We start from the raw sequence: 21,039 nt of genomic DNA on the forward strand, positions 1-21,039 counted from the left end.
GATCATGGACCCCTTTTTCATTATTTTCTTGACCATACAGTTACAAAAAGCCCGAATGTTAGCGCTTTCAACACTTTTGAGCATTTAAAAAAAGTTTACAGACCAAATAAGGTATGTAAACTTTTTTTATATTTACTTTATCAATTGACTCAAATGACCAAAAAATTGTGGATATGATACATCTATGGCATCAGGGTCAGCAAGTTCCACTTCCCCATCCGTTATCAAAGCAGCTACAGCAAGCATCATCCCGATACGATGATCTCCATGGCTTGTAACCATGCCGCCATTAAGGGCTTTACGTCCTTTGATGATCAATCCGTCTGCTGTCGGGGTTATATCTGCCCCAAGGATGGAGAGCTCATTTGCAACAGTATCAATTCGATTCGTCTCTTTCACTTTAAGTTCCGCTGCATCCTTGATTGTCGTTATCCCTTCAGCCTGTGTTGCCAGAAGTGCAATTACCGGTATTTCATCGATGAGCCGGGGAATTAGATCACCGCTGATGGTCGTCCCTTTTAGTCTGGAGCTTCTGACAGTGATGTCTCCTGCAGGTTCACCCTCGCTCGTCTTCTTCTCTATCGTAATATCAGCCCCCATCGATTTCATGACTTCGATGATTCCAGTCCTTGTCGGATTAAGGCCCACATTCTTTAACACCACTTCACTATTTTCCGTAATCGCTGCAGCCACCATGAAGAAAGCCGCCGAAGAAATATCACCTGGCACATGGATGGCGGTCCCTTTGAAGACTTGGTTTCCGCTTACTTTAATCATTTGACCGTCCTTTTCGATTTTCCCGCCAAACTCTTGGATCATTCGTTCTGTATGATCACGGGTCTCTTCCGGTTCGATAATGATCGTTTCACCCTCTGCCTGCAAACCGGCCAAGATTATCGCTGATTTTACCTGCGCGCTTGCTACAGGCAATTCATAGCGAAACCCTTTTAATTTGCCACCTCTTATGAAGAGCGGAGTGTATTCGGCTCCTTTTCGGCCATCAATGACTGCGCCCATCAGACGAAGAGGGTTGACTACCCGGGTCATTGGACGTTTGGCTATCGATTCATCACCTGCCAAAACGGCCGAAAATTGCTGCCCTGCCAAAATGCCCATCATTAACCTGATCGTCGTACCAGAATTTCCGACATCCAGCACAGCCTCAGGTTCCTTTAATCCATTAAAACCTTTGCCTTCAATTTTGACGTGCTGGCCATCTTGTTCAATATGGACTCCAAGCTGCTTAAAACAGGAAATCGTACTTAAACAGTCGGCTCCTGGAAGAAAATTAGTGACTGTCGTTTCCCCTTCGGCAAGTGCTCCGAACATTATCGAACGGTGTGAGATCGACTTATCTCCAGGTATGGCAATCGAACCACGTAATGTTTGGATGTTCGTTTGTAATTTTTTTGTATTCATAAAACCATCCTTCCTATCAATATTATGCCAGGATCGTTTCATAATCTGTATGTCTAGAAATACACTCCGCAGCTTTTATGCGATCAACATCCGTTTGGAAGCTGATGACCAGCACACCGTATATCTCTTCCCTGGTTTCAATGATCCTAATGTTTGTAATGCTGATACCTTCTTGAGCCAAATATCCGGTAATCTCAGAAATTATTCCGGCATAATCCGGTATATCGATATATAAATCATAAAACGCTGGTATGGCGCCTTTTGCATGCGTTGGCAAATCATCCCTGAAAATCTTGGCATCGGTAAAGAACCGAAGAATTTCTTCACTATCTTCATTCGCAACCAGACCTTTTATATGCTCCATTTCATTCAGCCAATCATTCATTAATTCAAGTAGCACATCCCGATTATGTAACAAAATGTCACGCCACATTTCCGGACTGCTTGAAGCAATTCTTGTAATATCTCGGAATCCGCCTGCTGCAAGCCTTGAAATCAACTTGTTTTCCTTACTGTAATTTTCTGCCTGCTTAACGAGCCCCGATGCGACAATATGCGGAAAATGACTAATGACCCCAGTCAGCTTATCATGCATGGCCGGACTCACAACCAGAAAGTTAGCTCTTGTCCCTTGCAGCCACCCTTTCAGCTGCTCAACTTTTTCTTCCTGGATCGAATCTCCGGGAGTAAGCAAATAAAATGCATGTTCGAATAAATGCAATTTGGCTGCCGCAGCACCGCTTTTATGGGAACCGGCCATAGGGTGCCCCCCGATGAAGGCCACCCCTTTATCTATCAATGGTTTTGCTGCCTTAACGACTGTATCCTTCGTACTTCCTGCATCCGAAATGAGGACATCACTTTTTAAATCCATATCGGCCAATTGAGCTAAAATCTTCACGGTTTCATTGACAGGCACAGCAAGCAGAATCAAATCAGCATCACGTGCTCCCGCTTCCAAAGATGATACAGAATCATCAATGATCCCCAATAGCATCGATAGTTGAATATTCTTTTCACTTAGGTCCGTACCAACAATCACGGCTTCAGGATGTGCATGGCGTACAGCCATGGCCAGTGATCCGCCAATTAGACCTAGACCTATTACAAAAACCTTACCCTTCACTCTTCTCTCCCCCGCATCTTTTATGCTCCTCTAGGTTTGATGAAACGTTAAAGCAGCGAATCAGAAGGTGCCTCAACTTCATTCAAAAAAGTTTTAATAGCATTAATCATTCCTTCATTTTCTTCAGTGGAACCAATCGTTACCCTCAGGCTGTTAGGAAAACCGAAAGATTTCCCCGACCTTGCGATGTACCCGCGCTCAAGCAAATATTGGAACACCACATCGGCATCCTGTTTAAAATGGATAAAGATGAAATTACCTTGTGACGGGTAATACGCTAAATTTTCCTTATTGCAAAATTCATAGTACCGCTTGAGCCCTTTTTGATTTTCTTCCTTGCATTTTTCAATGAAGGCTTGATCTTCCAAGGCGACGATAGCTATATTCTGTGCGAATGTGTTCACATTGAATGGTTCCCGGGATGGATCTAGTTTCTGAATAATATCTTCATCCGCCAAACCGTACCCTACCCTAAAACTGGCAAGTCCATAAATTTTTGAGAATGTCCGGAGTATGATCAAATTTTTATATTTATTAATCCATTGATTCGTTCTCGGGTAATCCTCAGCTGTTGCATATTCACAATAAGCTTCATCCAAAACGATAAGAACATCTTCAGGCACTTTTTCGATGAACGATACTAAGTCCTGTTCCGAAATGTATTTACCAGTCGGATTATTTGGTGTACAAAGCCAGACGACCGCTGTTTTTTCATCTATTGCTTTAATCATTCCTTCTAGATCATGAGCACCGTCAACATGAGGAACTTCCCTGATTTCCGCACCTTCTAACGTGGCATTATGGCGATACTGCGAAAAAGTGCCTGTTGCCATGACCGTATTCTTTCCAGCCCCCAATAGACTCCTCGAGATGATTTGAATGTTCTCATCAGATCCATTTCCAAAAATAAGCTGAGTTTCTTTCACACCTGTATGTTTTGCAACAGCTTCCCTAAGCATCGTTGCATATCCATCCGGATAAATGGCAAACGAATGGGTTGAATTCCTAACGGATTCCTTGACCTTTTCCGAACAGCCAAAAGGATTTTCATTTGAAGCTAATTTCGTGATTTTTTCCAGCCCGTATAATTTTTTCACTTCATCAGTGGATTTTCCCGGTTGATAAGACTTCAAGGAAAGGACCGCTTCATTCCATTTCATGTCAATCACCTCTATATTTTTTATCACTTTAAAGTAAGAAAGTGTGAGAATAGTATATCATATTCATAGATTTAAAATCATCTTATATCTGCTTTGTCAAATCTGGCCGTAATACCGTAGCACCTGCCTGGTATACATGATGTATCTCTTTTTGAGATTTCGTCGTATTTACGTGGATCATGACCCGGATGCAAAATGGCAAGGAATTGCTCACCGGTATTTCTTTCATGCATGTAACCGGTACATAAGTCCAGCCTTCGAATTTCCTCAAGGCTTTGGCAGGGAAGACAGAACGAATCTCTTCCGTAGCAGAAAAAAATACAGAAGCTACCATATCGGGATCAATCTCGTTGACCTGAATGATCTCTGCCATCAACTTTTCGACAGCTGAAATCACTTCCATTTCTGTGTCTCTCTCTACTGTAGTGGCACCCCTTATTCCTCTTATCACACATAGTCCCCCTTCTTCAGAACTCTATATCATATCCGCCATTTCCTCTATCAGCTCAGAGTCGGCTATATCCATTAATAGCGGTGACCCCACTTCGTTTAGGAGAACAAAGGTAGCTGCATCATTGACCGATTTTTTGTCTGTTTTCATTAAATCAAGTAGCAACGCATGTTCAAGTCGGGTTGGAATGGTTATTTGATAACCTAAAGAAGAAATCCAGTCAATAAACTCATCTAGTTTAAAATCGAGATCCACTTTCTTTCTGCTTAATTTAAGCGCATAGACCATCCCGATTAAAATTGATTCCCCATGCGTAAAGTTTCCGTATCCCATTGAACTTTCCACTGCATGTCCAAGCGTATGACCAAAATTCAAGAAGGCACGGATGCCATTTTCCTTCTCATCCTCTTCGACAATTTTAGCTTTAATGCCAATTCCTTTTGTAATCATTGTCAGGAATTGCTCATCCGTTATATCATTCAAATCAACAATATTCGACTTTAACCATAGATAAAACTCATTATCTGCTATCAAGGAATGTTTAATGACTTCCGCAAAACCTGACCTTAATTCTCTAAGAGGCAGAGTTTTAAGAAATTCAAGATCATAAATGACAGCTTCAGGCTGATGAAAGGCCCCAATCATATTTTTCCCCAGCGGGTGATTGATGGCAACCTTGCCGCCCACTGCACTATCGTGGGCGAGCAAAGTCGTCGGAACCTGTATAAATGGAATCCCTCTCATAAAAGTGGCCGCAACGAATCCAGCCAAGTCACCGACTGCACCACCGCCAAGGGCGATGATCAATGACTTTCGATTAATCTGATGGGATAAGCAGAAGCTTTGGCATTCATAAAACACATCGAAAGTTTTAGCATGCTCCCCTTCCGGCACTACATGATGCAGGACCGGTTTTCCGGTCTGGATGAGGGCGTTTTTCACAGTCTCCAAATGAAGTGCCGCCACTTTCTCATCAGTTATGATCAGAATCTTGTTTAGATGATTTAACTCATGTGTTATTAATTCTGGCAATTCATTTATTGCCTTCTTGCCAATTAAAACCGGATATTGCTTGGAAGCCGTTTTTATTTGGATGGATTCCATGATTTAAAACCCCTTTACTTCTTCCCGATATGATCTCATGTATTCCGCTAATTGCTCATACCGATCTGAAGGGAATTGATCAACGATGGCAGCCGCCAGCTCCCATGCCACTACCGCTTCAGCAACTACTGCTGCTGCAGGAACCGCACAGCTATCGGAACGTTCAACACTTGCTTCAAACACTTCCTTAGTATCAATATCAACACTTTTCAATGGTTTATATAAAGTCGGGATCGGCTTCATCACACCGCGTACAACTATCGGCATTCCAGTTGTCATACCGCCTTCAAAACCGCCAAGGCGATTGGTTTTCCGGTAATAACCCTGATCTTCGTCCCAGGCGATTTCGTCATGGACATCACTGCCGAATAGATGGGCCGCTTCAAAGCCAAGACCTATTTCGACACCTTTAAATGCATTGATGCTCATTATCGCTGCGGCTAGTTTTGCATCAAGCTTACGGTCATAATGCACATAACTTCCCACACCCACCGGCATTCCTTCTACAATGACTTCAACGATTCCGCCGATGGAATCTCCTTTTTGTTTCGCTTCATCAATTGCATCCTTCATCTGCTGTTCCACATTTTTGTCAAAACATCTAACAGAAGATTCTTCCGTTACTTGTTGCAATTGCTGAATCGTTTCGTATTTTGGCGGTTCTGCCTTCACTCCGCCAATTTCCAAAACATGCGATGCCACTTCTATCCCCAATAATGACAATAGCTTTTTAGCGACAGAACCTGCTGCCACCCTTACTGTCGTTTCACGGGCTGAAGAGCGTTCCAGAACATTTCTCAAATCGCGGTGCCCATATTTAATCCCGCCGTTCAAGTCGGCATGACCAGGACGAGGCCGGGTGATTTTACGTTTAATTTCTTCAGCTTCCTCTTCTGAAAGCCCTTCACTTCCCATAATCTTTGTCCAATGCTTCCAGTCATCGTTCTCAACCACCAAAGCAACCGGTGAACCGAGTGTGTAGCCATGTCGGATTCCCGAAGAAATAAATGCCTGATCTTTCTCGATCTGCATCCTTCTTCCACGTCCATGCCCTTTTTGCCGGCGCCCTAATTCTTGATTAATATCCTCATTCGAAATCGGCATTCCTGCCGGTAATCCTTCAATGATAGTAGTCAGTTGCGGACCATGTGATTCTCCCGCTGTTAAATATCTCATCTTCCAGCCCCCTTTTAGCACTTTAAAGTGTATATGTATCAATATACCACAATTTTATGAAATGTGGGTATATGTAAAACGTAAAAACCATATTGTTTGAATTTAATCACTTTTCATTCTATTTTACAAGTACTTAAACATTTTCGATATAGTTTAATCTTTCAAATTTGAGTTTTACTTGATTGCCTTTACACGACAAACGAAAAGGGACTGAATTCTCATGTACAGAATCAGTCCCTTTTTATCCAAAGTATTTACTTTTTCTTATAAAAAAATGTGTCGACCGTTTCAAATTGATATTTTCCTGGGGTGAATCGGAGAGTGCCATATTTTCTTTAAAGTAAAATAATCCCTTACCTTGCCGAAAAACTAAAAAAGCAATACAAAAAAAGCGGGTTCCATCGCATTATGACGATGGAACCCGCTTTTTATAGAGTGATCGTATTAATTAATAAACCCACTCGCTTACAAGTTTAGAATACTCAACAATTTCTTCCTCTTTGAAGAATAAACCGATTTCACGTACAGCGCTTTCAGCTGAATCAGATCCGTGAATGATGTTTTTGCCGACAGTTACGGCAAAATCGCCACGAATTGTTGCTGCTGCTGCATCTTTAGGGTTAGTCGCACCCATCATTTGACGTGCAGTAGCGATTACGTTTTCACCTTCCCAAACCATTGCGAAGACAGGACCTGAAGTAATGAAGTCCACTAATTCGCCAAAGAATGGACGTTCTTTGTGCTCGCCATAATGTTGCTCGGCCAATTCTTGAGAAATTACCATCAATTTTGCTCCTGCAAGAAGGAAGCCTTTCTTTTCAAAACGGGAAACGATTTCACCGATTAGATTGCGTTGAACGCCGTCAGGCTTAACCATTAAAAATGTTCTTTCCATGAATGTCACTCCTAATATGTATCATTGTTATTTGCCTATATAAGGCAATACTTTTAGAATATTACCATTGTTTGATGAGTTTCGCAACTCCCATTATCAAAACTTTCTTTTTCCGATATTTTTCGCGATATCCGATAAAGTTTTTCTAGCTTTAATGGCAGGAAGGCCTTTCAATTCAGTAAAAGCCTTTTCTAAATACATATCACTGATTCTCGCTGCCTGTTCAATGGCACCGGAAGTTTTTATCGCATTGATTATATGGGACATTTCGTCTTTTGGCGTATCTTCCCGAACCGTTTCGATAAGCTTTTTTAACTTCGGATCTTCCATAGCAATCAAAACGGGCAAAGTGATATTACCCTGAATCAAATCACTGCCGGCTGGTTTCCCTAGCTCTTCTTCCGAAGCCGTAAAATCCAATATATCATCGGTGATTTGATAGGACATACCGACATAATATCCGAATTTAAATAGCTTTTGATGAACCTTTTCTTCAACACCTGCTGAAATGGCTCCCAACTGGCAGCTGGATGCAATGAGCAATGCCGTTTTCCGCTTGATCCTTCTAAAGTATATCCGCCAATTCTGTTCGAAATTGTACTTATCTTTTATTTGTTCAATTTCCCCAAGACATAGTTCAACCATAGTATCTGCGAGAATTTGATGCGCAAGCGGAGACTCGATAACCGCCATCATTTCCAGTGCACGAGCAAAAATGAAGTCGCCTGTATACATGGCGACACGATTATCCCATTTTGACTTAATGGTAGCCGATCCCCTGCGTAAATCCGCATCATCCACAACATCATCATGTACAAGGGAGGCCGTATGGATGAGTTCCAAAGTCGCTGCGACATGCTTTACGACATGAATATCATAGTTGCCAAACTTCGCACCCAATAGGACGAATACCGGACGGATCCGTTTTCCACCGGATTGCAGTAAATGCAGGGAAGCTTCCCTTAAAACCGTGGAATCCGCTTCAATTGCGGCTTCCAGTTCTTTTTCTATTAATTGCAAATCTGCATTCAAAAATGAATACATCATTTTAAATTTCATACATTCCACCCAGCTTTGTCCATTGCTATTCTGCTTATTTTGAAGGCTTGTACCCGAAATGTGTTGCTGCTACCCCACCGAAATGGGCCTTATAACTGACATTTACCATTCCTGCCTGCTTAAACATGTTTTCAAGCTTTTTCATGCCTGGGAAATCCCGGGCTGATTCCTGCAGCCATGAGTATTCACTATAGCTTTTTGCGAATAATTTGCCGAACATGGGCATAATGAAACGGAAATAAAAATAATAGCCCTGTTTAAAGCCTAGCATCGTTGGCTGTGATGTATCCAGGCAAACGACCATTCCACCCGGCTTGGCTACACGGTTTAACTCTTTAAGCACTTTCATGTAATCAGGTACATTCCGCAACCCGAAACCGATCGTGACATAGTCAAAGCTATTATCCTCAAAAGGAAGTTCCATTGCATTCCCATGCATTAAGGACACTTGATCTAGATTGAGTTCATTCACCTTTTGTTCGCCGATTTTCAGCATGTTCTTACTAAAATCCAGACCAACAACCTTTCCTTCCGGTCCTACTTCATTAGCAAGGGCAATGGTCCAGTCCGCTGTTCCACAGCATACATCCAGTGCATGGGCGCCTTTTGGGACATTCATGATGGCCATTGTAGCCTTCCGCCATTTAAGATGCTGTTTAAAGCTGATGAGGGAATTCATCTTGTCATAATTTCCGTAGATCTTTTCAAAGACATGATGAACTTTTTGCTCTTTAGACTGCTCCATGATTCACCCTTCTTTCACATATGAATTTGCTATACTTTCTGTTTGTTCCAAGATGGCCTTCACTCTTTCCAGTAGCTCATCATCCAACTTTGCAAGCTTCCGCATCGAGCGCTCTACGGATTGCCTGGCATCCCACAGGCACTTGTCGAATTGGGTTCGTACCTGTTCTTCTTTTTCCGAAATGGGAACTTCCCCACCAATCGAATCATCAAAAGACATTTCCCTCAGGACATCAAAAACTATCGATTGTCCCGACTTCATATAACTGCACTTCTCGGCATGCAACCGTTTTAGAAGCAGCAGATCTTCCGATATTTCCATCCAGGCAGGCTCACTGTAGTAATCCCCCAGTTTATGAATCAGCGAAGCCTCGATCGCTTTAATCGTCATTAAAAGCGTTGGTACATCATCAATGGACCCTTGTTGGTAAAGGATGATTTTATTATCATTTATTTTTTTTATCGCGCTTGAAAGTATACGGATCATATCAACGTTACCTACACTGGCAAGCCCTTGATAATATAAGCCGCTATAGTAATCACCGGCAAGCACTTGCAATTGACGATTTTTCAATACTTCGGGCGACTCGATCCCTTCACCCGAATTCGAGACGATTTCATGGGTATCCAGAGCAATTTGCACTAACATGGTTGAAATGATATATTGATTCCGTTTTTCGCTTGTAACGTCCAAATCGTTAAACAATCCCCAAAGCAATAACAGTTTATCTTCGTCCAAGCTTGGCTTTTGTATATACTTCAATAAATATGGATGTTGAGCTTTCGTTTCTATTAATCGTTTTAATTGCCTTATGTCGTCCGTTATGTTTAACAATTGAGATCACCCTTGCATCCCCGAAAGATAATTTTTTTCATACATATTGGTTTCTGTCTGTGTAAAATACACATTATTATACCATAAAAACAATCAGATGAAATGGTCAACGTTTATAAAATGAAACTTCCAAAAGTAAGGAAACCATCGTCTTTTGCTCTTCAAAAAAATGGATGCGGGAAATTTACAGCTTGTTAAACCCGATATCAGATGATTGATTTACCAATTAACCAAGCATTGAGAAGCTATCATTTGTCAGGAGAATTCTTTTTGGAATCACTTTCTATCTCTCCGAATGGAGTATAGACCTTTGCATGGCCCCTGATTTTAATTGCCGAGGTATGTTCCGTGAATTGTGCGATCATCACTTCTCCTGAGTCAAGTTTTTCGGAGTGATGAAACTTGGTGTCCGTTCCCCTTGTCAACCCGATGACATTCACACTATCCTCAATGGCTTTGATTACGACAAAATCATTCAGAATCTTTTTTTCATTCATTTTTTCCTGCCCCCATGTCCTTAGTCTTTAATGAATGCCAGCACTTCAGCTCTAGTACGGTGATCTTTCGCAAACGTTCCCCTTACAGCTGAAGTCACCGTTTTAGATCCTGGTTTTTTTACACCACGCATGGTCATGCACATATGTTCAGCCTCTACTACAACCATTACACCATGAGGCTCAAGCTTTTCCATTATCGAGTCAGCAACTGTAGAAGTGATGCGCTCTTGAAGTTGCGGACGCTTCGATACAGCCTCAACCGCCCGTGCCAATTTACTTAAGCCAGTCACTTTTCCGTTTTTCGGAATATATGCTACATGGGCTTTCCCGTAAAAAGGGACTAAATGATGTTCACATACTGAGTAAAACGGAATATCCTTTACAAGTACGAGTTCTTCATGGTCCTCTCCAAAAACAGTATCGAAATATTCCTTTGGATCTTGATTAAGTCCAGAAAAAATTTCCTCATACATTCTGGCTACACGGCTAGGAGTATCCAGCAGTCCTTCCCTCGTTGGGTCTTCCCCTACAGCCTCAAGAAGCATTTTAACCGCTTCCTCTAATTTTGCATGATCAACATTAGCCATTTTTGTACCTCCTAAAAAATCAATAATATTATGTATTCAGATAAAAAATCCAAGGCTTTGCACCCGGATATCCATAATTGCAATTTTAAAGCGACCCATTCCCCCATACATTGACGTCCTTTAAAGGCAATTTCGTCGGAAGTGGTATTAGGTTGGTCATTTCCTTGTGACGCATTTACCATCTGCAGCGTTTCGAAAATATTCACTGTCTTTTATATTATCACAGATAGAAATTAAGAAGCAAAAAAAGGACCGCGTTTTCACGCGGCCCATTTCGGTTAAGCACCCGTATGTAATGGTAGGATTACTTCACTGCATCTTTCAGCGCTTTACCGGGTTTGAAAGCTGGCACTTTGCTAGCTGCAATTTCGATTTCGTCACCAGTTTGTGGGTTACGGCCTTTACGAGCCGCACGTTCACGAACTTCAAAGTTACCAAAACCAATCAATTGGACTTTATCACCGTTTTTTAGAGCTTCTAAGATTGTATCAAAAACAGCATCAACAGCTTTTGTAGCGTCTTTCTTAGAAATTTCAGTTGCTGTAACAACTTCATTAATTAATTCTGTTTTGTTCATGCCATTCACCTCCTCCCAAAAGGGATCTTTATAAAAAATCATTATTACAACACTATAATAGTGATTTGATATTAGTTTCGGTCAAAAAATTTTCATTCCCTGGCAATCACGGATTACCAAGCCCGATTAATTTCCAAATAATTCATCCGAAAATTTATAAATAGGTTGAAATCGCTGTTATAACGCGTTTTCTGTATGTAGATTATCACAAATCCTATTAGCTTAGCAAGGGAATTCAAAAAATAATGGGAATCTTTTCATTAATAATTGTATATATTATAAATTTTGTCTTTCGCTATTCATCATTTCCCTTTTTTATAGAAATTAAACTTATAATATTGCTGAAAATCGCTTAACCACAAGGTTTTTTCAAGATTATACTAAAAAACGGCGGATCATTTCAAATATTAGTGTTCATAAATGATATTTTTCCTGAAATCCCGCCGTTCTTCCCATGCAAAAAGACCAATCCATAAATGGAGTTGGTCCAGCTTTTAAACGTTTTCTATAAGATGATGGCAATTAATCCCCCACTGCCCTCATTAATGATCCTCTCCAGTGTTTCTTTCAATTTATAGCGCGCATTGTCTGGCATCATCGCTAATTTCACTTGTATGCCTTCCCTGACGTAGGAACTTAGGCTTCTGCCAAAAATATCGGAGTTCCAAATGGAAAGTGGATTGTCCTCGAAATCCTGCATCAGATACCGGACTAACTCCTCACTTTGCTTTTCCGTACCGATGATTGGCGAGAATTCGGATTCGACATCGACCTTGATCATATGGATGGAAGGAGCTACGGCCTTTAGCCTGACACCGAACCTGGCTCCCTGACGGATGATTTCCGGTTCATCAAGACTCATATCGTTAAGGGATGGGGCTGCAACACCATATCCAGTTTGTTTGACCATTCTTAATGCATCGGCCACCTGATCATATTCTGCTTTAGCATACGCAAAGTCCTGCATCAATGATAATAGATGATCCTTGCCCCGGATCTCTACACCGACAATTTCCTTCAGGATTTCATCATAGAGTTCATCAGGGGCGTATAGGTCTATTTCTGCAACCCCCTGCCCCATCTCAATGCCTGCAAGCGCGGCACGGTCAATGAACTCGAATTCATTGAAATGACCGACTACACGATCTACATCCCTCAGGCGTTTAATGTCCTTGACGGTCTCTTTAACCGCGTCCTGGTAACTTTCCCTCAACCAATGATCCTCGCGCAGAACCATTACCCAGCTCGGGAGATTAACATTGACCTCAAGAACAGGAAATTCGTACAAGGCCTCGCGCAGTACGCTATAAACATCAGATTCCCGCATTCCTTCGACACTCATGGCCAATACAGGGATATCATACTTTTCCTGCAGGGATTCCCTCAGTGCTACCGTATTCGGGTGGTGGGGCTGAACGGAATTGACAATCATGATAAATGGCTTGCCAACCTCCTTCAATTCTTCGACAACCCTTTCCTCGGCCTCTAAATAATCACTTCGCGGAATTTCTCCAATCGATCCATCCGTCGTAACGACTACACCTAATGTGGAATGATCCTGAATTACTTTGCGAGTACCGATCTCAGCCGCTTCATTGAACGGAATCGGTTCTTCATACCAAGGTGTGTGAATCATGCGGGGACCATTTTCATCTTCATACCCTTTAGCCCCGGGTATTGTATAACCGACACAATCGACTAAACGGATATTCACGTCGAGACCTTCAGCTACTTGAATCGATGCTGCCTGGTTCGGTACGAATTTAGGTTCCGTCGTCATGATCGTCTTTCCGGCTGCACTTTGAGGCAATTCATCCTGTGCCCTGGCACGGTCCGCCTCTGACGGAATATTCGGAATGACGACTAGCTCCATGAATTTTTTAATAAATGTGGATTTCCCAGTCCTGACGGCACCGACCACCCCCAAGTATATATCGCCACCGGTCCGTTCAGCTATATCTTTAAAAATATCTACCTTTTCCAAGGTATCCCCTCCCGAATTAGAGTTTTGGGATTTCGTTTATCCATTTGCGTTTATTTAGGACAATATATATCTATGATGTTGTCCTAAAAATTTATTCCAATTATTTCCCTGGTTCAATCCCTTCCTCCACCAGAAATTTTATATAAGGGTTGTTATTTTAAAAGTAAGATGAAATAAAGATAAAAGAAATAACCCTTCCCCTACAATATATTTTGCAGAAGAAGGGTTATGCCTATTTTGTAAGAAATATTGGAGCGTTTGTTTTTCCATCAATTGTATATGGCAATGAATAGGCAGGGACGAACTCCGAACTCTGAACCAACAGTTCCCGGATATCTTCACCTGGCTTTGCTTCCCCCTCATGCTTCTTTAATGCCTCAAGTAAATCCGGGGTATAATCAACAAAAATACTTCCTTGACCATCGACTACAAGATATAAGTCTTTTTGTGAAAATGGGCTCGTGACCGTCGGAGCTTCCTTCAGGCCCATTTTCTCATAATCAAGAGTGAAGACATTATCGGATAACCTTTCCTTAAATGGCGGGTATCCGTTGCTTTGCTGATAAGCAGTCAATCTCAAGGAAACATCCTGAATCTTCTGCGCCATCCTGACATCCAACAGCTTTACAGTCGGATTCTTTTCAACATTTACGAGGATGTATTGAAAGACGCCCCCCGATTCAAAGGCATTGTCCGGCGGTTCAGCCATATACCTCGGTGAAATCTTAGAAAATTTTATGACATATTTTTGATAAATCGGTGTTTCAGCATCTTTTGTAACGATGGGCAGTATGCCGCCTTCATCTTTCTGAAATTGATCCACTGCACTTTGGACTGATTGTATTTGCTCTTTATAAGGCAGTTGGTTTTGCATTTTTTGCTTCTCCGGATATAAGCAGCCAGATAATGATACAGAGATGCATAATAAACATAATATTTTGAAAAAATTTCTCATCATTTCTCCTCACCTATCAAGTGGTTGGCCCGCTAAGAACAACGATAAGGATGATCAAGCCGGCTAGAATCATAAGTATGTATGCGATAATTGCTGTCAGGACTCTCCAAAAACCTTTTAATTTATAGCGGCTTAAGTAAATTAGAAATATAGAGATAACCATAAAGCCCATAGCTATAAAGGATATCCACATTTTTTGCAGAGCAGGTGTCATATCTTCATCACTCCTTTTTCCAGAAATTATTATAACATACCAAATTACGTTAAAGGAATTAAATCCTTGTCCAATCTGTGTAATTCCCGCTTTTATTCCCCATTTTTCGAAAAAATATTTCTAGGAGCAATTATAAAACAAAAATATGTAAGTAATCCCCACATTCACTCCCTCCAATCAAAAAAAACAGCCCAAAGGCTGTTTTTTCTGCTTACTTAAATTAAGATTGAAGCGTCGGCAAGACCTCTTTAAACGCTTTAATGACTGTATCGACTTCATCCAACTGAATAGTCAATGACGGCTCAATCCTTATTGTTTTGGAATTTATAAGCGTACCTGCTACCAAGATTCCTTTATCAAATAGGGCTTTTGAGAATTCATAACCCACTTCATCTTTATGGAACTCAATACCAATCATCAAACCTTGGCCGCGGATTTCCAATACCTTATCTTTGTGCTCATCAGCCGCTTCCCTTAACCCATTTAAGAAGTATTCACCAACTTCTGCAGCACGCTGCGGTAAGTTTTCTTCCAAAAGTACGTCGATCGTAGCAATGGCCGCAGCACAAGCTAGTGGATTTCCTCCAAACGTCGTAGTGTGCATGAATGGATTGTCGAACCAGCTTTTAAACACTTTCTCATTGGCTACAACAGCCCCTGCAGGCATAACTCCGCCGCCAAATGCTTTCGCTAAACAAATTATGTCCGGAACGACATCATATAGCTCGGAAGCGAACATTTTACCTGTACGGCCCATTCCAGTTTGCACTTCATCCAATATTAATAACGCATCATATTCGTCACATAATGCCCGAACCTGCTTTAAATAACCTTGCGGAGGAAGGATGACCCCACCTTCACCCTGGATTGGCTCCAATAGTACGGCAGCAACATCTTCACCGACCAATGCACAACTTTCAAAGGTTTTTCTCATCATATCCACATCACCAAAAGGTACATGACGCACACCTGGGATCAATGGAATGAACGGTTTTCTGAACATGCCCTTTGCCGTTGCCGATAGTGAACCAAGGCTTTTCCCATGAAATGATTTTGTCGTGGAAATGATCGTGTGTCGGTCACTGTACATTTTGGCCAGCTTAAGTGCAGCCTCCACGCTCTCGGTACCGCTATTCGTAAAGAAAGAGTATTTTAGATCTCCCGGCGTGATTTCGGCAAGGATCTTGGCAAGCATTGCACGTAATGGATCAAGTAAATCCTGGCTATGAAGGGCTTGTCTTTGCAATTGATCGGTTACAGCCTTTACTACTTTAGGGTTACGGTGGCCTACATTATAAATACCAAATCCACCTAAACAATCAATATATTTTTTTCCATTTACATCAGTAAAACAGGAACCTTGATCAGACCACTCCACAGAAGCGAATTGTGCGTCTTTAGTGACCGTCTTACGGTATTCCAAAAACCCTGGGTTTACATGGTTACGGAAATTCTCGACCGTTTCTTTTGTTACCCACTGTGCATCTTCTTTTGAAATTTCTTTTTGTTCGATTAATTGAAGCACTTTTTTAATATAATCTTGGGTTGCTGATTGGTTAGCTTGAGTGTTTTTACTTTCTACGTTAATTGACATTTTTTTAATCTCCCTTTTTTTTATAACTTTAGTGGATGGTAAATTATTAATTAAGATTGCTTCTTTATGAAACTTTGATGCTTACCTCCCTTTTTTCTTATACCTATTAATCAAGCAAGAACCATGCCAAGTTAATTAACCAATAAAATCGCTTTTTTTTTTGATAAATCACGCCGATACTATGCAAATATGCATATTGTTATTTCTCTTTGCATAATCATCTCGGAAAATCATTAAAAGCTTCCCTAATGCCGATAATAAATAAAAGCCGCTGACAAGTGAATTTCATCACTCGGCAACGGCTTTTATTCAAAATGCATTGTTTTCGATCTTCTTACTCTGTTCAGCTAACACTTTTTGATATTTCCTGCTCACTGACGATTGACTTATCCCGAGCGCTTTAGCCGCTTTGGTCGTGGTTTTATACTGTTTCATGGCAAGCATGATCAATTGTTCTTCGACATGATCCTGTGCTTCCTGAAGTGGAAGAATTCTCGTAATGATGGGTTTCGTTTGTTTAAAGTCACTGCCCACAGGTATGAACCTTTGAATGAAGTCAGCATCGATCATCTCTTCATCTGCCGAAACAACCAACCTTTCAATCATGTTCTGCAACTCACGAATGTTCCCCGGCCAGGTATAGACTTCCAGAATATTTAATGCATCGGGGGAAAAGTGGTAATTCCGCTGATACCTTTCATTCAGTTTTTGCAGGAAATGAAAGGCTAGCGGTGGTATATCCTCCGGCCTTTCCCTTAAAGGGGGCACATGTATGGGTATGACATTCAATCGATAAAATAAATCTTCTCTGAATGTGCCCATCTCGACCATTTTTTCCAGACTCTTATTCGTGGCTGCAACAATTTGAACATCAATGGAAATGGGCGTAGTGCTGCCAATCGGAATCACTTCCTGTTCCTGGAGGACCCGCAGCAGTTTGACTTGCAGATGTATTGGCATGTCACCCACTTCATCAAGGAATAAAACACCTTTATTGGCCTGTTGAAAGTATCCTACCTTCCCATTTTTATCCGCTCCTGTAAAGGAACCCTTCGTATAACCAAACAATTCACTTTCGAGGAGGTTTTCCGGAATCGCCCCGCAATTTATCTTCAGGAAAGGTTGTTTAGATCGCCTGCCCATTTTATGAATGGCTTCGGCTATCACTTCTTTACCTACTCCCGACTCCCCATTGATTAATACAGTAGATGAAAAATGAGCGATTTTCTTGACTTGGCTGATTATCTGCTCCATTTTAGGACTTGCAAAAACCAACTCTTTATAAAATTGATCTTGTTTTTTGAAAGAGTCCAGTTCTTTCCTCATTTCATTTAATTCCGATTTCAATTGTGTCGTTTCCGTTATATCCCTTGATGCAATGACTATTCGATCTATATCCCCTTTTTCATTGAACACAGGGGTGCCCACGGATAGGACTTTCTTATTCATTCTCGTATCCTGGACAATCGATACTTTCTTTTTTTGTTCAAGGACTAACCGGGTGACCGAAGGATTAAAAATCCCTTCATCTTCTAATTGCAAGAGATTCTTCCCTATATAATCTTTTAGGTCCTTCCCCCAGAATCCTGAGATGATGCTGTCACTATAGCGCAGCAGCTCTCCTTTTTGATTGACAACAAGTATTTCATCATAGATATTCGCCAAAATGGCATTCAAGTCTTTATTCGAGCTTTTTATCAATTCTATTTCCATGGCCATTTCCTCAACCATCGGTAAATCCTGAACGATGATGATCAGGCCTTCGACTTCTTTTTCGTGGTTCAGAATCGGGCTATAGTCGACAAGCACACTCATGACATCAGTAATCTCCAGCTGATTCAGAATACTGCTCCCGCTGGTAAACACGCTATGTATATGTTGCTTATTGAAGATATTCGCAGCAGGTTCATTAAGGACTTGTTCAGAAGGCTTTTTTATCATCTTCAAGCCTGATTCATTAAAGTTCACGATATTTTTTTCTTTATCAGCCACAAAAATCCCCATAGGAATGGAGGTTAAAATCACATTTAGCAGGTCTAAATTTTGTTTGCTGTCCTGCTTGAATAATTCAGCTAATACGTCTTCCCTTTTTACATAACCGGTTAGCCGGCCATCATCCGTTTTTATCAGTACGATAGGCTCACCTATAATTTGAAACAGAAGCGGCAAGGAAATGTTAGGGTGCAATTTACAGACATTATCAATCGAAAAAGCATATTGTAAAAGCTGATCGACTGTCGTTATTTTTTCATTTAACGGGAGGTCATCCATGCGGATATACGCAAACACTTGATTTTCCTTCATAAGAAAGAAGAAAGGTTCCTGTATCTCATGAATTTTTTGGTCTGAAAATGTAGGCTGATCAACTGTTATAGTTATGAATGGTCTAATTTTATCATCCGGAATAGATAACACATTTTCACTCTCCTTTTGTAACCTAACCTATATTTTATCACAATTCCGAATTGCAAGATAAAAAATAAGATGCACCATTACTCAATATCCATCATTTACCTTTATTCGTTCCACAACAAAAGGGTCCTTCAACGGACCCTTTTGACCTAAAAACCTGGTATGCACCTTAGACTTATTGTATAAAGGACCGCTCACCTTTGCCTTTTGCATACCCCTGTTTGTTATGATTCGAGGATGGCCATCCTCGCCTTAGGCTTTTTATAAAGACAATACCGTCATTACGGTTCCGTACCTGTTTGCAAAGTTTTAAAAACACTAAAAGAGCTCAATGGTATTTGCTTTCAAAGCGTCTGCCACCGTCACTCTTCCTTGTTCATTCCCCTTAGGTAATATCACAGATGGATTAAACGCTGAATATGACCATGAAAAGGAAGGCGACTAACGTTAGTATAGCAATTGCTTTCGTAGCCATATTCATCCACATGACATCGGTAAACGTCACAATAATCAGTAAATTTAACCCGTGCATAAGCCGATACAGAAGTAATGCTGTAAAAGCGGTCCATCAGGCTCCGGAACCATACCAGTGACATATTTTTGCTCATAAATGCCGAACACAAGTCGCTGACTCCATGAACGAAAATAGAACAACAGGCATGGGCATGAACGTCCTCTTCATTTTCTCATCAGCCTTTTAACAACCTCCCTTGTTTCATGAATACAATAGATTCACTGTGCTTTTTCAAAACGGAATAGCGGAGGGGATTCCGTAAACCATTTTGTCCGATACAGTAGATAGCCAATCCCAATTACAGCCCAGACAACTCCTAAAATCAATGAACTCATCTCGAGATTAAGCCAAAGGATGAAGACAGATGCCGCGCCTAAAACCGGGGAAAGAATAGTTGAAAGAAATCCTTTAATCGTTCTGAAGCTTTTGTTTCTTATTGCGTGGACGATTACGCAAATATTCACGAAGGTAAAAGCGATTAAAGCCCCAAAGTTTATGAGGGAAGCGGCCGTAACCAAATCAAGGAATAAGGCAACCAATGATATGGACCCGACAAATATGACATTAAAAAATGGCGTGTTGTATTTGGGGTGGATAAACCCAAATAGTTTTTTCGGGATCATTTGGTCACGCCCCATGACATATAACAGCCTAGAAACACTAGCATGGGATGCAAGACCGGAGGCAAGGGTACCGCATAAGGTTCCTGCAAGAAAGAAAGCCTGAAATAACTTCCCGCCAACGAAAAGGGCAATTTCCGGTGAAGCTCCTTCAGGGTCGCTAAAACGGGAAACATCCGGGAAAAATAACTGTGTAAAGAATGATGCCGTCACAAATAACCCCCCTCCGATAAGGGCAGTCAAAAAGATGGCCCGGGGAACCGTTATGGATGGATTCGATGTTTCTTCCGATAAAGTAGTGACTGCGTCAAACCCCAAGAATGAAAAACAAAGGATTGTAGCACCAGATATGAGCGTCGACATTTCCAAATGTGGCCCGATGAATGGCTGAACCGACAAGACCTCTCCAGTACCTTCTCCATCCATGACTCCTTTAACCACAAGTGCCACAAAAATAATGATGACCAACATTTGAAAAAAAACAAGGAAGCTATTAAAGTTGGCTGCAAAATTAACATTGAATAAGTTAATGACTGTCATTAAAAGGACAAATGCCACCACCCATATCCACGGGTATACTTCCGGAAAAAGAGCAGTTAAGTATATTTTTGTTAAAATGCCGTTCACCATCGGTAAAAATAAATAATCAAGTAACGAAGACCACCCGACAAGGAAGCCTAAATGTGGATTAATCGTTTTTTGTGTGTAAGTATAGGATGAACCTGCCTGTGGATAGATTTTCACCATTTTTCCATAACTGGCTGCAGTAAACAACATCGCTGAAAGAGCAATGACATATGCCGTTGGCACATGCCCCCCTGTTTTTTCGGAAACTATCCCGAATGTATCAAATACAACCATCGGCGTCATATATCCAACACCAAGCAATACGATATGCCATAAGTTTAAGGACCTTTTCAGTTTACCTGTTTGCATGTATCATTCCCCTTCCTTTTTTAGCGAGAAAAGTTAACCAACCTTTCTGGCCTCCCTTATAATTTTTTGGTCATATTACACTACGCAATTTTCATACCAAAAAAAATAGTCGATTTTTAACAAAAAACAAGGAAATATGTAGAATGCTTTATGCAATATTGAATAAACTATTCAGTTATT

At 41.1% G+C, this 21,039-nt stretch carries 19 protein-coding genes; all 19 read right to left on the reverse strand.

Annotated features, from left to right (window positions below):
• Nucleotides 1–132 precede the first annotated feature (132 nt).
• Complete coding sequence (gene aroA / locus QNH43_RS17250; RefSeq protein ID WP_283915066.1) at nt 133–1,419, reverse strand: 3-phosphoshikimate 1-carboxyvinyltransferase; 1,287 nt, start codon at nt 1,417–1,419, stop codon at nt 133–135.
• Nucleotides 1,420–1,441: 22 nt separating this feature from the next.
• Nucleotides 1,442–2,545: a prephenate dehydrogenase gene (locus tag QNH43_RS17255; protein WP_283915067.1), complete on the reverse strand. Its 1,104-nt coding sequence runs from the start codon at nt 2,543–2,545 to the stop codon at nt 1,442–1,444.
• Between the two features lie 47 nt (nt 2,546–2,592).
• Nucleotides 2,593–3,705, reverse strand: coding sequence for a histidinol-phosphate transaminase (hisC, locus tag QNH43_RS17260; RefSeq protein ID WP_283915068.1), 1,113 nt, complete (start codon nt 3,703–3,705; stop codon nt 2,593–2,595).
• A gap of 82 nt (nt 3,706–3,787) precedes the next feature.
• Nucleotides 3,788–4,156 (reverse strand): chorismate mutase, encoded by a 369-nt coding sequence (gene aroH, locus QNH43_RS17265; RefSeq protein ID WP_230303348.1) that lies wholly within the window; start codon nt 4,154–4,156, stop codon nt 3,788–3,790.
• A 24-nt stretch (nt 4,157–4,180) separates the two neighbouring features.
• Nucleotides 4,181–5,260 carry a 3-dehydroquinate synthase gene (aroB, locus tag QNH43_RS17270; protein WP_283915069.1) on the reverse strand — a complete coding sequence of 360 codons (1,080 nt, stop codon included), beginning with the start codon at nt 5,258–5,260 and terminating at the stop codon, nt 4,181–4,183.
• 3 nt (nt 5,261–5,263) lie between these two features.
• Nucleotides 5,264–6,436, reverse strand: a complete 1,173-nt coding sequence (aroC, locus tag QNH43_RS17275) for a chorismate synthase (protein WP_076365655.1) — start codon at nt 6,434–6,436, stop codon at nt 5,264–5,266.
• 448 nt (nt 6,437–6,884) lie between these two features.
• Entirely contained in the window at nt 6,885–7,331 is a 447-nt protein-coding gene (gene ndk / locus QNH43_RS17280; protein ID WP_076365651.1) for a nucleoside-diphosphate kinase, read from the reverse strand.
• A gap of 96 nt (nt 7,332–7,427) precedes the next feature.
• A complete protein-coding gene (gene hepT, locus QNH43_RS17285) occupies nt 7,428–8,390 on the reverse strand; it encodes a heptaprenyl diphosphate synthase component II (RefSeq protein WP_076365649.1) in 963 nt (320 codons plus the stop codon).
• A 34-nt stretch (nt 8,391–8,424) separates the two neighbouring features.
• On the reverse strand, nt 8,425–9,135 hold the full coding sequence (locus tag QNH43_RS17290; RefSeq protein WP_283915070.1) for a demethylmenaquinone methyltransferase: 711 nt from the start codon (nt 9,133–9,135) through the stop codon (nt 8,425–8,427).
• A 3-nt stretch (nt 9,136–9,138) separates the two neighbouring features.
• Nucleotides 9,139–9,969, reverse strand: coding sequence for a heptaprenyl diphosphate synthase component 1 (locus tag QNH43_RS17295; RefSeq protein WP_076365645.1), 831 nt, complete (start codon nt 9,967–9,969; stop codon nt 9,139–9,141).
• 248 nt (nt 9,970–10,217) lie between these two features.
• Nucleotides 10,218–10,466 carry a trp RNA-binding attenuation protein MtrB gene (gene mtrB, locus QNH43_RS17300; RefSeq protein WP_076365643.1) on the reverse strand — a complete coding sequence of 83 codons (249 nt, stop codon included), beginning with the start codon at nt 10,464–10,466 and terminating at the stop codon, nt 10,218–10,220.
• Between the two features lie 20 nt (nt 10,467–10,486).
• Nucleotides 10,487–11,053, reverse strand: a complete 567-nt coding sequence (folE, locus tag QNH43_RS17305) for a GTP cyclohydrolase I FolE (protein WP_076365641.1) — start codon at nt 11,051–11,053, stop codon at nt 10,487–10,489.
• Between the two features lie 304 nt (nt 11,054–11,357).
• Complete coding sequence (locus QNH43_RS17310) at nt 11,358–11,630, reverse strand: HU family DNA-binding protein (RefSeq protein ID WP_034308023.1); 273 nt, start codon at nt 11,628–11,630, stop codon at nt 11,358–11,360.
• A gap of 505 nt (nt 11,631–12,135) precedes the next feature.
• Nucleotides 12,136–13,614, reverse strand: a complete 1,479-nt coding sequence (spoIVA, locus tag QNH43_RS17315) for a stage IV sporulation protein A (protein WP_076365639.1) — start codon at nt 13,612–13,614, stop codon at nt 12,136–12,138.
• 232 nt (nt 13,615–13,846) lie between these two features.
• Nucleotides 13,847–14,572 (reverse strand): YphF family lipoprotein, encoded by a 726-nt coding sequence (locus QNH43_RS17320; protein WP_434060127.1) that lies wholly within the window; start codon nt 14,570–14,572, stop codon nt 13,847–13,849.
• Between the two features lie 13 nt (nt 14,573–14,585).
• The gene (locus QNH43_RS17325; RefSeq protein ID WP_048681698.1) at nt 14,586–14,783 is read right to left on the reverse strand and encodes a DUF2768 domain-containing protein; all 198 of its coding nucleotides are present in this window, start codon (nt 14,781–14,783) and stop codon (nt 14,586–14,588) included.
• Nucleotides 14,784–15,003: 220 nt separating this feature from the next.
• Entirely contained in the window at nt 15,004–16,377 is a 1,374-nt protein-coding gene (locus QNH43_RS17330; protein WP_283915071.1) for a putrescine aminotransferase, read from the reverse strand.
• A gap of 309 nt (nt 16,378–16,686) precedes the next feature.
• Entirely contained in the window at nt 16,687–18,792 is a 2,106-nt protein-coding gene (locus QNH43_RS17335; protein ID WP_283915072.1) for a sigma 54-interacting transcriptional regulator, read from the reverse strand.
• Nucleotides 18,793–19,521: 729 nt separating this feature from the next.
• Complete coding sequence (locus QNH43_RS17340; RefSeq protein ID WP_283915073.1) at nt 19,522–20,859, reverse strand: APC family permease; 1,338 nt, start codon at nt 20,857–20,859, stop codon at nt 19,522–19,524.
• Between the last annotated feature and the right edge of the window lie 180 nt (nt 20,860–21,039).

Origin of the sequence: Peribacillus simplex (genome assembly GCF_030123325.1) — a bacterium.
Taxonomy (GTDB): domain Bacteria; phylum Bacillota; class Bacilli; order Bacillales; family DSM-1321; genus Peribacillus; species Peribacillus simplex_D.

Excerpts from the sequence above, each read along its gene's own strand:
- aroA (WP_283915066.1), bottom strand. The coding sequence starts at position 1,419 with ATGAATACAAAAAAATTACAAACGAACATCCAAACATTACGTGGTTCG.
- mtrB (WP_076365643.1), bottom strand. The coding sequence starts at position 10,466 with ATGAATGAAAAAAAGATTCTGAATGATTTTGTCGTAATCAAAGCCATT.
- aroB (WP_283915069.1), bottom strand. The coding sequence starts at position 5,260 with ATGGAATCCATCCAAATAAAAACGGCTTCCAAGCAATATCCGGTTTTA.
- QNH43_RS17310 (WP_034308023.1), bottom strand. The coding sequence starts at position 11,630 with ATGAACAAAACAGAATTAATTAATGAAGTTGTTACAGCAACTGAAATT.
- folE (WP_076365641.1), bottom strand. The coding sequence starts at position 11,053 with ATGGCTAATGTTGATCATGCAAAATTAGAGGAAGCGGTTAAAATGCTT.
- hepT (WP_076365649.1), bottom strand. The coding sequence starts at position 8,390 with ATGAAATTTAAAATGATGTATTCATTTTTGAATGCAGATTTGCAATTA.
- QNH43_RS17320 (WP_434060127.1), bottom strand. The coding sequence starts at position 14,572 with ATGATGAGAAATTTTTTCAAAATATTATGTTTATTATGCATCTCTGTA.
- QNH43_RS17340 (WP_283915073.1), bottom strand. The coding sequence starts at position 20,859 with ATGCAAACAGGTAAACTGAAAAGGTCCTTAAACTTATGGCATATCGTA.
- ndk (WP_076365651.1), bottom strand. The coding sequence starts at position 7,331 with ATGGAAAGAACATTTTTAATGGTTAAGCCTGACGGCGTTCAACGCAAT.
- hisC (WP_283915068.1), bottom strand. The coding sequence starts at position 3,705 with ATGAAATGGAATGAAGCGGTCCTTTCCTTGAAGTCTTATCAACCGGGA.
- QNH43_RS17325 (WP_048681698.1), bottom strand. The coding sequence starts at position 14,783 with ATGACACCTGCTCTGCAAAAAATGTGGATATCCTTTATAGCTATGGGC.
- aroC (WP_076365655.1), bottom strand. The coding sequence starts at position 6,436 with ATGAGATATTTAACAGCGGGAGAATCACATGGTCCGCAACTGACTACT.
- QNH43_RS17330 (WP_283915071.1), bottom strand. The coding sequence starts at position 16,377 with ATGTCAATTAACGTAGAAAGTAAAAACACTCAAGCTAACCAATCAGCA.
- QNH43_RS17290 (WP_283915070.1), bottom strand. The coding sequence starts at position 9,135 with ATGGAGCAGTCTAAAGAGCAAAAAGTTCATCATGTCTTTGAAAAGATC.